Below are 13,130 nucleotides of genomic sequence, written 5' to 3'. Positions count from 1 at the left end.
AGGGCAATCAGAGGGCCGGAACCACTGCTGGATGACGGCGTTCTGTTCATCGGCTTGAATCGCCCTGCCCCAGCCGCCACTCTATGACCAGCCACGGATGCTGCGCAAACATCGCCAGCGCCTTGTCCCATCTACCTTTTCGCGAGTCTACATGAGCACCAGCCTGCCCTCCCGCCACCAGCGCCTCGTCATCCTCGGTTCCGGCCCGGCCGGTTGGACCGCCGCCGTCTACGCCGCCCGCGCCAACCTGAAGCCGGTCGTCATCACCGGCCTGCAGCAGGGTGGCCAGCTGATGACCACCACCGAGGTGGACAACTGGCCGGGTGACGCCCACGGCCTGATGGGCCCGGACCTGATGGCGCGCATGCAGGCCCATGCCGAGCGCTTCGAGACCGAGGTCATCTTCGACCACATCCACACCGCCGATGTGTCGCAGCGCCCGTTCAAGCTGATCGGCGACAGCCACGAGTACACCTGCGATGCTCTGATCATCGCCACCGGCGCCACCGCCAAGTACCTGGGCATCCCGACCGAGGACGAGTTCAAGGGCCGCGGCGTGTCCGCCTGTGCCACCTGTGACGGCTTCTTCTACCGTGACCAGGACGTGGTCGTGGTCGGTGGCGGCAACACCGCCGTGGAAGAGGCACTGTACCTGTCCAACATCGCCCGCAAGGTCTACCTGGTCCACCGCCGCGACACCCTGAAGGCGGAAAAGATCATGCAGGACAAGCTGTTCAAGAAGGTCGCCGAAGGCAAGATCGAGACCGTCTGGCACCACCAGGTGGAGGAAGTGCTGGGCAACGACGCCGGCGTGACCGGTGTGCGCGTGAAGTCCACCCTGGACGGCAGCACCCGCGACATCGACGCCCACGGCTTCTTCGTGGCCATCGGCCACCACCCGAACACCACCCTGTTCGACGGCCAGCTGGCGATGAACAACGGCTACCTGGAAATCCGCTCGGGCCTCGGCGGCAATGCCACCCAGACCTCGGTGGAAGGCGTGTTCGCCGCCGGCGACGTGGCCGACCAGCACTACCGCCAGGCGATCACCTCGGCCGGCTTCGGCTGCATGGCCGCACTGGACGCCGAGCGCTACCTGGACGCACAGGGCAAGGCGAGCTGAGAGGCGAACCTGCATCCGTAGAGTCGAGCCACGCTCGACTCATGCAAAAGGCCGACGCCAGTGCGTCGGCCTTTCTGTTTCATCTGCCCTATCCTTTCCCCATGCCTTCCCACCGTTTCCTCGACTCCCTGCAGTCCGTTTCCGCCACCGACTGGGATGCCCTGCACGACGGCCGCAACCCCTTCGTCAGTCATGCCTTCCTTTCCGGGCTTGAACAGCACGGCTGCCTGCGCGAGGACTGGGGCTGGCAGCCCCGGCACTTCACGCTGTGGGAGGGCAACACGCTGGTCGGCGCCATTCCGGGTTACCTGAAGACCAACTCCCACGGCGAATTCGTGTTCGACCATGCCTGGGCCAACGCGTATGCCCGTCATGGCCGCGACTACTATCCGAAGTGGCTGGGCGCGGTGCCGTACTCGCCGGTCACCGGCCCGCGCCTACTGGCCCGTCACGATCTGGAGCGCGCCGCGTTGCTGTCGGCATTGCGCGAGACGCTGCCGCCACTGGACGTCTCCTCGGCCCATATCAACTTCCACACCGCAGGTGACGAGGCGTTGTTCGGCGATGACTGGCTGCTGCGCGAGGATGTGCAGTTCCAGTGGCAGAACCCGGGCGACTGGGCCACGTTCGAGCAGTTCCTCGGCGCGATGGACCACAAGCACCGCAAGAACATCCGCCAGGAACGGGCCAAGGTCACCCGCCAGGGCATCACCTTCCGCGTGGTGCACGGCGACGAGGCCAGTCGCGCCGACCTGCAGGCGATGTACCGCTTCTACCTGCAGACGTTCCTCGAGTACGGCAACGCCCCGGCACTGACTGAGGCCTTCCTGCGCCATCTGGCGATTTCGCTGGGGCGCGGGCTGGTACTGTTCCTGGCCGAACAGGACGGCGAGCCGATTGCCGGCGCGCTATGCCTGCGCGGTGGAGACACGCTGTACGGCCGTTACTGGGGCGGCGCCACGCTGCCCGGCCTGCACTTCGAGGCCTGCTACTACCAAGGCATCGAGTATTGCCTGCGCGAAGGGCTGACCCGCTTCGAGCCGGGCGCACAGGGCGAGCACAAGCTGGCACGCGGTTTCCTGGCGACGCTGGTGCACAGCCGGCACTGGGTGGCCGATCCGGACTTCGCGGAAGCGCTGCAGGAGTGGTGCCGGCAGGAGCGACAGAGTGTGCGGCGCTACCAGCAGGAGCTGCAGGGGCATGGGCCGTTCCGCGTAGAACCGTAGAGGCGCGCTTGCTCGATTGGCGCGGTACCGAAAAGCGTGCCAACCAAGGTTGGCACCTACCAAGGCAATAGCGAGGGCGCTGTGCTCAGGTGCACTGCCAGAAGTGCCCGCTCACCTGGCACTTTGCACACCAGAACGTATAGAGCATGCCGCCGCTGCCCCACAGCAGCGTGCCCTCACCCGTGGTCGGCAGTGTCGAATCCAGCTGCATCACGAACGGCATCTCTTCGCCGCAATCGATGCACGCCGGGTACCAGGCACTCTGCACCCAGCTCGGCGCGCCGCCCACGCGCGACAGGTTCTGCCGATGATTGGACTGGCCCCAGTCCTGTTGTTGCCAGCGCGCACTGCCCATGGCGACCAGACCCACCTCGGCCTGCATCAGGTCGCCACTGTCGGTGGGTGTGTTCGGTACCTCACGGTGCTGGCTGGGGTGGCAGCTGGGCAGGCCGGCCGCATCATGGCGATAGAAACGCACGGGCGGGTCTTCCCAGCCGCAGCAGTCCAGGCACAGCCCCAGCGTGATCTCGCCCGACGCGCCCGGCTGCAGCGCGGCGGCATCGGTCTGCAGCAGGCGCTGAAGCGGCGCATGGCAGCTGCTACACAGCGCTTCCAGCGGCCCTCCCATCTGCCCAGCATGGTGTACCTGCCCACCATTCCAGGTCGGGTGCAGGCGCCAGGTGCGCTTGCGCCAGCTCGGTTCGTCCGCCTGCTGCGCGCGATGCTGTTCGCGGCCGAAGCGGAAGTGCAATGGCCGCTCGCCATGCAGGCGACGCGGCTGCGGACCTTCGGCGACGCCGGCCCAGTGCGCCCAAACCTCTGCATCCAACCGCCCCCAGTCGACCAGGTAGCCGCGAGCAATGGCGTAGGTTTCGGGCTGGGCGGCGAGCAGCAACGCCCTGGCCCGCGCCATTTCGCGATCGTCATCGGCTTCGGCCAGGATCTGCGCCCAATGCGCGGCCGTCGCGCTGGGCAGGCCCTGCCAGACCTGCGTGGCCAACTGCACCTCATCCTCACTGGCGACCGCCAGCAATGCCTCCCAATCGTCCTGCAGCACCTGCGGCGCCTGATAGCTGGTGAACTCCATCACGCTCGTCAACACGTCACCGCGCTCGCCCGCGCGATAGCGGCGCCACGCGTCGGCCGCGACCGCGGGCACCGCGTCATCCGGCAGCAGGTCCAGTGCCATGTCGAGGAAGGCCGAGCTCGGCGAAGGCCGCGCCAGCGCCTGCAGCATCAACTCTCCCAGCCGACGCGGCTGTTCAGTGGCCAGTGACAGCAGCATGCCTTGGCTGTCGTTGCGCGTGCGCGGGGCGTCATGCAGGTCGAGGATGGCGCTGATCGAGTCACTCATTCGGAGGCTCCTTGCCGGTGAACAGTGATGGTGCCAGACATCACGAATCACCACGACGAATACAATGGCCCCATGACCCGCCAGCTGCCCTGGCGCCTGGCCGATGCGCCGGACGCCCCCTTCCCTCCGGCCGAGACCGCACTGCGCCAGCCCGATGGCCTGCTGGCGGTGGGCGGCGACCTGCATCCGGTGCGTCTGCTCAATGCCTACGCCGGCGGTATCTTTCCGTGGTTCAGCGAGGGTGAGCCAATCCTGTGGTGGTCGCCGGACCCGCGCATGGTGTTCCGCACCGACGGCGTGCATCTGTCCAGCCGCTTCCGCCGCCAGCTGCGCAGCAGCACGTGGGAGATCACCGCCGACACCGCCTTCAGCCAGGTGATGCGCGCCTGCGCCGCCGCACCACGCCCTGGCCAGGACGGTACGTGGATCAGCCCGGTGATGGTCGAGGCCTACAGCCAACTGCACGACCTTGGCTTCGCCCATTCCTTCGAAGTCTGGGATCGGCAGACACTGGTCGGCGGCATCTACGGCGTCGCGATCGGCGCCATGTTCTTCGGCGAGAGCATGTTCAGTGGCGCCAGTGGCGGCTCCAAGATCGCCCTGGCCGCGTTGGCAGCCACCCTGCGTGGCTGGGGCTGGGAACTGATCGATGCCCAGGTGGAGAATCCGCACCTGCTGCGGATGGGCGCCGAGCACCTGCCGCGCGCGGACTTCCTGGAGCACGTCCGTCAGGCCGTCCAGCGTGACGGCCGTGAAGGCCCCTGGACCCAGGCGGTAGGACGCTTGCCAGCACAGCGTTTGGCCGAGGGTTAACACAAACTTTGCAAGCCGGGCCCATCACGCGTAAAATACCGCGCCTTAGGCCCAGCGTGGCCGTTTTCTGAACCGCACAGGACTACATGTCGAAAGACGATTCCATCGAGTTCGAGGGCACCGTCAGCGAGACGCTGCCGAACACCACTTTCCGCGTTCGTCTGGAAAATGGGCACGAAATCATCGCCCACATCTCCGGCCGCATGCGCAAGAACTACATCCGCATCCTCACCGGTGACCGGGTCAAAGTTGAAATGACCCCGTACGACCTGACCAAGGGTCGTATCACCTACCGCATGAAGTAAGCGGTCGGCGCATTGCGCCACTCCGACAGGGCCGGCCTCGCTGCTGGCCCTTTGTCGTGCGCGGAAGAAAGCGACCGGCACCGGGACCGCTCGAGTTTCGTCCCTGTCCGAAATACCGCATCGCGCCGCGACTCTAGACTCAATGCGTTCTTCACAGAAGGCGTTGCGCGCATGACCTACCTGATCGTCCTGGACCCCCAGTCCGTCACCAGCCGCTGCTACGCCAGCAAGGGCCCGGACGGCACCTGGTTCGGCCAGCCCTGCCTGGTCTGCACCAGCATGGACGCCTCGCACCCGCTGTACCTGGCCGTGCAGCGCGAGATTCCGCATATGGGCAGCACCCTCAAGCAGCGCCTGCACATTCCGCACGAGGCGGTCGCCTTTGTCATCGAAGACGGCGGCGACCAGGGGCGCCAGCAGGGATTCCGTTCGATCGCGGCCTGAGGCGCCAAAGGTCATCGTGACCGATCTCACCGTGGCGTCGGTCAGCCCTGCTTGCGGCAGATTCGCATTTGCAGCGGCGGCGGCATCTTGGGATCCGATCCAGTCCGGATCGCTGCCCCCTGCCCCGCCATGAACCTGTCTTCCCTGCTCATCCCCCTGGCTTTGTCTGCCGTCACCCTGCTGGCGTCGTCCGCCCATGCCGCCGACACCGCGCCGGCACAGTGCGTATCACTGACCGGCGAACAGCAGATCGTTCGCGCCGGCGCCGACAAGAACATCCTGCTTCGCTCCGGCGAAGACCACTATGTTGTGCATTTCCGCAACAGCTGCCCTTCTGCCGTACTGGCCACCCGCCTCGGCTTCAAGACCGACGGCAAAGAAGCTGACGAGCTGTGCAGCGAGGGCCGAAGCGCACTGGACACAGGTCGCGGCAGCTGCGAGGTTGCGCGCATCGAGCCGATCGATGCCGAGCGATTCAAGCGTGAGGCGCGCCGCCGCAGCCGCTGACCCCAGACAGGACAAGGGCGGCCGAAGCCGCCCTTGTCGCGATATACGTCAACGCGTCGCGGCAACCAGCGACAACACTCTCGGTTGCGCGCGCTGCCGTGCCAACCAGAGATCGTAGCTGGATTGCAGCCCCATCCAGAAAACCGCAGTACTCACCCCCGCCATCTCAAGGCGGATGGCCAGGTCAGGACTGATGCCCGCCTTGCCGTTCAGAACCCGCGAAAGGGCTACCCGCGACATTGCCAGGCGCTCGGCCGCTTCGGTCACAGACAGATCCATTGGATCAAAGACCATTGCCTTGATCGCCTGCCCGGGATGCGGATGGTGATGAATCATGCGCGGCCTCAGTGATAGTCCAGGTAATCCAGCAGCTCCACGTCGCTGCCGGCGAAACGGAAGGTAATCCGCCAGTTTCCATTGACCCATACAGACCAACGCCCTTTCAGGCCGCCCCGGAGCTTATGCAGACGCAATCCAGGCAAGGCCAGATCCTCAGGACCCGAAGCAACATCCAGGATCGACAGGATCAACAACACCTTGCTGGCGTGACTGTGGCGGATTCCACTGCTACTGCCGGAACGGTAGAGCCGCTCGAGGCCCCTGTGGCGAAAACCGATGATCATCACTGTATCCTGTATCGTTTCGCGATACAACCAGGGCAACACCCTATCGCGACCAGAAGACAGCATTGGCACCTCCGTTCCGTTCAAGCAAGGCCGCGGACGACGGCCCCACTGGAAACAACAAGGGCGGCCGAAGCCGCCCTTGTCATTTCCAGTCTTTCACGCCAAGCCTATGGCATCAGCTCATTCCACCGTGACCGGCAGCAGCCGCTCCGGCTCAGCCTGGGTCTCGACCACCAGCTCGTCATCGCGGACATCGATGCTGACCTTGCCACCGTTGACCAGCTTGCCGAACAACAGCTCGTCGGCCAGCGGACGCTTGATCTTGTCCTGGATCACGCGGGCCATCGGGCGGGCACCCATCAGCGGGTCGAAACCATGGTGGGCCAGCCAGTCGCGCGCGGTCGGGGTGGCCGACAGGCTGACGTGCTTGTCCTGCAGCAGCATCTCCAGCTCGATCAGGAACTTGTCGACCACGCGCAGGATGTGCTCGAAGCCCAGCGCCTGGAACTGCACCACCGCGTCAAGACGGTTGCGGAATTCCGGGGTGAAGCTGCGGCGGATGGTCTCCATCGCGTCGGTGGCATGGTCCTGCTTGGTGAAGCCGATCGACCGCCGCGAGGCCTGCGCGGCGCCGGCATTGGTGGTCATCACCAGCACCACGTTCTTGAAGTTCGCTTCGCGACCGTTGGTATCGGTCAGCACACCGCGGTCCATCACCTGCAACAGGATGTTGAAGATGTCCGGATGCGCCTTCTCGATCTCATCCAGCAGCAGCACGCAATGCGGCGTCTTGACGATCTTCTCGGTCAGCAGGCCGCCCTGGTCGAAACCGACGTAGCCCGGAGGCGCGCCGATCAGGCGGCTGATCGAATGCGGCTCCATGTACTCGGACATGTCGAAGCGGACCAGCTCGATGCCCAGCTGCAACGCCAGCTGCTTGGTCACTTCGGTCTTGCCGACACCGGTCGGGCCGGCGAACAGGAAGTTGCCGATCGGCTTTTCCGGGTTGCCCAGACCCGAACGGGCCAGCTTGATCGCCGAGGACAGCGTCTCGATGGCCGGGTCCTGGCCGAAGATCACCATCTTCAGGTTGCGCTCCAGGTGCTGCAGCACATCCTTGTCGGTGGCACTGACCTGCTTGGCCGGGATCCGCGCCATCTTGGCCACGATCGCCTCCACTTCCTCGACGTCGATCAGTTCCTTGCGCTGGCCTTCCGGCAGCAGGCGCTGGCGGGCGCCCGCCTCGTCGATCACGTCGATGGCCTTGTCCGGCAGCAGGCGGTCGCCGATGTGCTTCACCGACAGGTCCACCGCCGCCTGCAGCGCCTCGTCGGAATAGGTCACACCGTGGTGCAGCTCGTACTTGGACTTCAGGCCCTGCAGGATCTCGTAGGTCTCGCCGACGGTCGGCTCGACGATGTCGATCTTCTGGAAGCGGCGGGCCAGCGCCCGGTCCTTCTCAAAGATGCCACGGTACTCCTGGAAGGTGGTCGAGCCGATGCAGCGCAGCTCACCGGACGCCAGCGCCGGCTTGATCAGGTTGGAGGCATCCATGGTGCCGCCCGACGCCGAGCCAGCACCGATGATGGTGTGGATCTCGTCGATGAACAGCACCGCATTGGGCACCTTCTTCAGCCCGGTCAGCACGCTCTTCAGGCGCTTCTCGAAGTCGCCGCGGTACTTGGTGCCAGCCACCAGCGCGCCCAGGTCGAGCGAATAGATCACCGCATCGGCCAGAACGTCGGGCACCGAGCCCTCGACGATGCGGCGGGCCAGGCCCTCGGCGATGGCGGTCTTGCCTACGCCCGCCTCACCCACGTACAGCGGGTTGTTCTTGCGGCGGCGGCACAGGACCTGGATGGTGCGCTCGATCTCGTCGGCTCGACCAACCAACGGGTCGATGCGACCCGCCCGGGCCTGTTCGTTGAGGTTGCTGGCGAACTCGGTCAGGGCATCACCCTTCGGCTCGCCCTCCCCGCCTTCGATGCGGCCTTCGCCCTCGGAGGAGGACGACGGCTGCTCGCCTTCCTCGCCCAGCTTGGCGATGCCGTGGGACAGGTAATTGACCACATCCAGCCGGGTGACATCCTGCTGGTTGAGGTAGTAGACGGCGTGCGAGTCCTTCTCGCCGAAGATGGCGACCAGCACATTGGCGCCGGTGACCTCCTTCTTGCCCGAGGACTGCACGTGGTAAACGGCCCGCTGCAACACGCGCTGGAAGCCCAGGGTCGGCTGGGTATCGCGGCCGTCATCTTCGGCCAGGCGGGACACGGAGGCCTCGATGGCCTGCTCCAGCTCCTGGCGCAGGCGTTCGGCGTCGGCGCCACAGGCCTTCAGTACGGCCTGGGCGGACGGGTTGTCGAGCAGTGCCAACAGCAGGTGTTCGACCGTCATGAACTCATGCCGGGCCTCACGGGCGCGCTTGTAGCACTGGCCGATGGTGTGTTCGAGGTCTTTGCTGAACATGGATTACTCCGGCGGCAGATGGGGACAATATGCGGCCTGACTACGCGATTTCCATCACCCTAGCGGATTGCTGCGTTCAGATGGCGTTATCAGTGCGAATCGCTTGATCTTCATTCACTCCAGGACAGCCCACCCAGCATGAGCGAACCCTACCTGAGCCGCTGGCGATTGCGGCGTGATGGCGCAGCCATCGAAACGCCCCATGCCCGGCTCTGGCCGGTGCTGACCGCCACCGGCGAGCCGGCCATGCTGAAGATCAGCAGCGAAACCGAAGAGCAGAACAGCCATCGCCTGCTGCGTTGGTGGGACGGTGACGGCGCCGCCCGCCTGCTGGCCCACGAGGGGCCGGCGATCCTGATCGAACGTGCCGGCGGCGACTCGCTGCGGCAACGTTCGATCAAGGGCGACGATGACACCTGCACCACGGTCCTGTGCCAGGTCCTGCAACGGCTGCACCGGCCACGGAGCGCACCGCCAGCGGAACTGGTCTGCCTGCGAACATGGTTCGCCGACCTGCTGCAGCCAAGGGCTGCGCTGCCGCCACTGCTGGAACAGTGCAGATCGCTGGCGGAGGGACTGCTGCAGCAGGAACAGGAGATCCGGCCGCTGCACGGCGACCTGCACCACGACAACGTGCTGGATTTCGGCGCGCGCGGCTGGTTGGCGATCGACCCGAAGCGGCTGCTGGGCGACCGCGCGTTCGATTACACGACGATGTTCAGCAATCCGGACCTGTGCGGCCCCGGCATCCATGTGGCCACCCGACCCGAGCGGTTTGCCACCCGGCTGGAACAGGTCGGCGCGCTGGCGGGCCTGGAACGCACGCGCCTGCTGCGCTGGATCGCAGCCAGCGCGGGGCTGTCAGCGGTGTGGTTCCGGGATGATGGCGACCCCGCCGAAGTCGACGAGGCGGTGGCGAGAATGGCGCTGGAGGCGTTGGCGGAGGGCTGATCCCGCGCTCTGGTAGATGCCCACCTTGGTGGGCACGCCCCATCCACTATCGATACAAGCCCCTGCCTTGGTAGGTGCCCACCTTGGTGGGCACACCGGGTCCGGAGTCGATGTGCCCGGACGAAAACCGTCAGCCGGTCAGGCCTTCTCCATCGTGCACAGCAGCGGGTGCTGGTTCATCCGCGAATACTCGTTGACCTGGGCGACCTTGGTCTCGGCCACTTCGCGGGTGAACACCCCGCACACGCCGCGGCCACGGGTATGGACGTGCAGCATCACCTGCGTGGCCTTGTCCAGGTCCATGCTGAAGAACTGCTGCAGCACGTCCACCACGAAATCCATCGGGGTGTAGTCGTCGTTGAGCAGCATCACCTGGTAGAACGGCGGCGGCGCCACTTCCGGGCGCGCGGGCTCCACGGCAACGCCGTGCTCGTGATGGGAATCGGGGGAAGACTCATGGGGCATCTGCCCATTATAGAGGCACGGGCCAGCCTGCGTCGGCCTGCCGCAGATTGGACGGCACGCACGCCCACCGTCACAATTGCACCCTCTCTCAACACTGTTTCACAGGATCTTCATGAAAAGGACCCTTCTTCCCGCCCTGCTGATCGCCCTGGCCGCCGCCGGCTCCGCCGCCGCCGCCGAGACCCAGGCCGACAAGGCCGTGGCCCGCCACCTGGACAAGCTGGGCTATACCTACGAGGTCGACGAGGACGGCGACTACCGCATGGTGTTCGACGTCGAGGGTGATCGCACCCAGATGGTCTACGTGCGCTCGTCGGTGGAAGATTTCGGCACCCACAACATCCGCGAGATCTGGTCGCCGGCCTACAACGTCAAGACCAAGCAGTTCCCGGTGGCCGTAGCCAACCGCCTGCTGGAAGATTCGCAGGACGCCAAGATGGGCGGCTGGGTGAAGCAGGACACCACCGCCATGTTCGTGGTCAAGATCGACGCCGATGCCACGGCCGACCAGCTCAGCGACGCCATCGATGCGGCCATCCGCACCGCCGACGCCATGGAGCTGGAACTGACCAAGAAGGACGAGTTCTGAGTTGAACACCACGCCGGACCCGCGCTGGGCACCGCACGCCACTGTCGCCACCGTAGTGGTCGACGGCGGCCGCGTGCTGCTGGTCGAGGAGACCATCGACGGCCGCCAGGTGCTGAACCAGCCGGCCGGCCACCTCGAGCCGGGCGAAAGCCTGGCCGAGGCAGCCCTGCGCGAGACCCGCGAGGAAACCGGCTGGACGGTGCAGCTGACCCACTTCATCGGCTGCTACCAGTGGACGGCCGGCGACGGCACCACCTTCCTGCGCTTCTGCTATGCGGCGCATCCGGTCTCGCACGACCCGGCGCAGCCGCTGGACACCGGCATCGATCGCGCGCTGTGGCTGACCCCGGCCGAGCTGCAGGCCGCTACGGAGCGCCTGCGCAGCCCGCTGGTCTGGCAGGTGGTGGCTGATTTCCTGGGTGGCCAGCGCCATCCGCTTTCGCTGGTCCGGGAGGTCGCATGAGCACTCCGCGCGTGATGGTGGGCGTCTCCGGTGGCGTCGACTCCTCGGTCGCCGCCTGGCGGCTGGTGCAGCAGGGCGAGGCCGTAGCCGGTCTGTTCATGCAGAACTGGGCCGACGACGGCAGCGGCGACTGCCGCGCCGAGGACGACCGCCGCGATGCGGTGGCCGTCTGCGGCCTGCTCGGTATCCCGTTCCACTTCCGTGATTTCTCCAGCGAGTACTGGCAGGGGGTGTTCGAGCACTTCCTGGCCGAGTACGCGGCCGGCCGCACCCCGAACCCGGACGTGCTGTGCAACCGCGAAGTGAAGTTCAAGCACTTCCTGGATGCCGCCCGCGAGCTGGGCGCCGAGCGCATTGCCACCGGCCACTACGCGCGGGTGACCCAGCGCGGCCACCAGTGGCTGCTGCTGCGTGGCGCCGACCGTTCCAAGGACCAGAGCTACTTCCTGCACCAGCTGGGTCAGGCGCAGCTGGCGGCCACCCTGTTCCCGATCGGCGACCTGGAAAAGACCGACCTGCGTCGGATCGCGCGTGACGTCAGCCTGCCGACCCACGCCAAGAAGGACTCCACCGGCATCTGCTTCATCGGTGAGCGCGACTTCCGTGAATTCCTCGGCCGCTACCTACCGGCCAAGCCAGGCCAGATCCTCGATCCGGCCGACGGCAGCGTGATCGCCGAGCATCCGGGCGTGTTCTATTTCACCCTGGGCCAGCGCGAGGGCCTGAACATCGGCGGCGTGCGCGGCCGCCCGGCCGCGCCGTGGTACGTGGTCGGCAAGGATGTGGCCAGCAACGTGCTGTACGTGGATCAGGACCGCGACAGCAAGTGGATGCTGTCCGACCGCCTGCGTTCGGAAACCGCGCACTGGATTGCCGGCGCGCCGCCGGCACGGCGCTTCGAGTGCACCGCGCAGACCCGCTACCGCCAGCCCGACGAGCCGTGTACGGTCGAGGTGCTGGACGATGGCAGCGTGCTGGTCACCTTTGCGCGCCCGCAGCGCGCCGTTACTCCCGGTCAATCACTGGTGCTGTATGACGGTGATGTGTGCCTGGGTGGCGCGGTGATCGCCGCCACCGATGCGCCGCTGGAACAGCGCCTGCGCACCACCCCTTCCCCTTTTGAGGTAATCGCTGCATGAGTTTCACTGTCGACGACCGCGTCCTGGCTTTGGCCGGCATTGCCCAGGCCCTGCAGCAGGTACGCCGCATCGCCGATACCGGCCATTCCGACGCCGCTGCCGTGCGCACCGCCGTGGACAGTGTGTTCCGCGTCGACGCGTCTTCGCCGCAGGAGGTGTTCGGTGACCGCCATGCATTGAAGGCTGGGCTGCGCCTGCTGCACAACTACTTCCGCAGCCAGGGCCAGGACCCGATCCTGCCCAAGCTGGCCCTGTCAGTGCTGCAGCTGGAGCGCCGCTTCGTGCAGGACGGCGCCACCGTAAACAAGGTCGCCTCGGGCATCGAACGCGCCCAGCGCCAGGCCGTCGAGCTGGGCGACAGTGGGCACCCGGACGTGCTGGCCAACCTGGGTGGCCTGTACGCCGACACCATCAGCCACCTGAAGCCGCGGGTGATGGTGCAGGGCAACCCGCATTACCTGGGCCAGGCCGGTGTGGTCGCAGAGATCCGCGCCCTGCTGCTGGCCGCGGTGCGCTCGGCGGTGCTGTGGCGGCAGCTGGGCGGCAGCTACTGGGACTTCCTGTTCAGCCGCAAGGCGATGATCGAGGCCGTGGACCGCCAGCTGGCATGAGCCCCATGGGGTCGGATCCTTTTCCGGCAAGGAAAGGGCTCTGACCCC

Annotated in this window: 16 protein-coding genes; 11 read left to right on the top strand and 5 right to left on the bottom strand. The window is 66.3% G+C overall.

The window, feature by feature from the left end; all coding sequences use genetic code 11:
* The first annotated feature begins 151 nt into the window (after window positions 1-151).
* Both trxB and AC5O77_RS00890 read left to right on the top strand, forming a co-directional pair.
* A complete protein-coding gene (gene trxB, locus AC5O77_RS00895; RefSeq protein WP_014037154.1) occupies window positions 152-1,123 on the top strand; it encodes a thioredoxin-disulfide reductase in 972 nt (323 codons plus the stop codon).
* 101 nt (window positions 1,124-1,224) lie between these two features.
* On the top strand, window positions 1,225-2,349 hold the full coding sequence (locus tag AC5O77_RS00890) for a GNAT family N-acetyltransferase (protein ID WP_494506324.1): 1,125 nt from the start codon (window positions 1,225-1,227) through the stop codon (window positions 2,347-2,349).
* An 85-nt stretch (window positions 2,350-2,434) separates the two neighbouring features.
* On the opposite strand, the gene AC5O77_RS00885 is transcribed toward AC5O77_RS00890, so the two are convergent.
* Entirely contained in the window at window positions 2,435-3,703 is a 1,269-nt protein-coding gene (locus AC5O77_RS00885; protein WP_494506323.1) for a hypothetical protein, read from the bottom strand.
* Window positions 3,704-3,775: 72 nt separating this feature from the next.
* Here AC5O77_RS00885 and aat point away from each other — a divergent pair, with 72 nt between their 5' ends.
* From aat to AC5O77_RS00865, 4 genes are all read left to right on the top strand, one after another.
* Complete coding sequence (gene aat, locus AC5O77_RS00880; RefSeq protein ID WP_494506322.1) at window positions 3,776-4,516, top strand: leucyl/phenylalanyl-tRNA--protein transferase; 741 nt, start codon at window positions 3,776-3,778, stop codon at window positions 4,514-4,516.
* Between the two features lie 86 nt (window positions 4,517-4,602).
* Entirely contained in the window at window positions 4,603-4,821 is a 219-nt protein-coding gene (gene infA / locus AC5O77_RS00875) for a translation initiation factor IF-1 (protein WP_005409596.1), read from the top strand.
* A 171-nt stretch (window positions 4,822-4,992) separates the two neighbouring features.
* A complete protein-coding gene (locus tag AC5O77_RS00870) occupies window positions 4,993-5,265 on the top strand; it encodes a hypothetical protein (RefSeq protein ID WP_049399363.1) in 273 nt (90 codons plus the stop codon).
* A 129-nt stretch (window positions 5,266-5,394) separates the two neighbouring features.
* Window positions 5,395-5,772: a hypothetical protein gene (locus tag AC5O77_RS00865; RefSeq protein ID WP_032127355.1), complete on the top strand. Its 378-nt coding sequence runs from the start codon at window positions 5,395-5,397 to the stop codon at window positions 5,770-5,772.
* Between the two features lie 48 nt (window positions 5,773-5,820).
* Here the strand turns inward: AC5O77_RS00865 and AC5O77_RS00860 are convergent, their stop codons facing one another.
* The 3 genes from AC5O77_RS00860 to clpA form a co-directional block, all read right to left on the bottom strand.
* Entirely contained in the window at window positions 5,821-6,108 is a 288-nt protein-coding gene (locus tag AC5O77_RS00860) for a HigA family addiction module antitoxin (protein WP_032127356.1), read from the bottom strand.
* An 8-nt stretch (window positions 6,109-6,116) separates the two neighbouring features.
* Entirely contained in the window at window positions 6,117-6,395 is a 279-nt protein-coding gene (locus AC5O77_RS00855) for a type II toxin-antitoxin system RelE/ParE family toxin (protein ID WP_478057300.1), read from the bottom strand.
* Between the two features lie 183 nt (window positions 6,396-6,578).
* Window positions 6,579-8,864: an ATP-dependent Clp protease ATP-binding subunit ClpA gene (clpA, locus tag AC5O77_RS00850; protein WP_494506321.1), complete on the bottom strand. Its 2,286-nt coding sequence runs from the start codon at window positions 8,862-8,864 to the stop codon at window positions 6,579-6,581.
* Between the two features lie 138 nt (window positions 8,865-9,002).
* Between clpA and AC5O77_RS00845 the strand changes: the two genes are divergently transcribed.
* Window positions 9,003-9,815, top strand: coding sequence for an APH(6) family putative aminoglycoside O-phosphotransferase (locus AC5O77_RS00845; RefSeq protein ID WP_478057298.1), 813 nt, complete (start codon window positions 9,003-9,005; stop codon window positions 9,813-9,815).
* Between the two features lie 138 nt (window positions 9,816-9,953).
* On the opposite strand, the gene clpS is transcribed toward AC5O77_RS00845, so the two are convergent.
* Window positions 9,954-10,280, bottom strand: a complete 327-nt coding sequence (gene clpS / locus AC5O77_RS00840; RefSeq protein ID WP_006444529.1) for an ATP-dependent Clp protease adapter ClpS — start codon at window positions 10,278-10,280, stop codon at window positions 9,954-9,956.
* 112 nt (window positions 10,281-10,392) lie between these two features.
* Between clpS and AC5O77_RS00835 the strand changes: the two genes are divergently transcribed.
* From AC5O77_RS00835 to hflD, 4 genes are read left to right on the top strand one after another with little or no spacing between them, the layout of a single operon-like run.
* A complete protein-coding gene (locus AC5O77_RS00835; protein WP_478057297.1) occupies window positions 10,393-10,869 on the top strand; it encodes a hypothetical protein in 477 nt (158 codons plus the stop codon).
* A 1-nt stretch (window position 10,870) separates the two neighbouring features.
* Entirely contained in the window at window positions 10,871-11,332 is a 462-nt protein-coding gene (locus AC5O77_RS00830) for an NUDIX hydrolase (protein WP_478057296.1), read from the top strand.
* Window positions 11,329-12,471 (top strand): tRNA 2-thiouridine(34) synthase MnmA, encoded by a 1,143-nt coding sequence (mnmA, locus tag AC5O77_RS00825; RefSeq protein ID WP_049399373.1) that lies wholly within the window; start codon window positions 11,329-11,331, stop codon window positions 12,469-12,471. Before AC5O77_RS00830 ends, mnmA begins: the two co-directional genes overlap by 4 nt.
* Complete coding sequence (gene hflD, locus AC5O77_RS00820) at window positions 12,468-13,082, top strand: high frequency lysogenization protein HflD (RefSeq protein ID WP_032127363.1); 615 nt, start codon at window positions 12,468-12,470, stop codon at window positions 13,080-13,082. The genes mnmA and hflD overlap by 4 nt, the downstream gene beginning before the upstream one ends.
* Window positions 13,083-13,130 lie beyond the last annotated feature (48 nt).

It is taken from the genome of Stenotrophomonas sp. INTA L402-1, from assembly GCF_059295135.1.
This window is presented reverse-complemented; position numbering and strand designations above follow the sequence as displayed.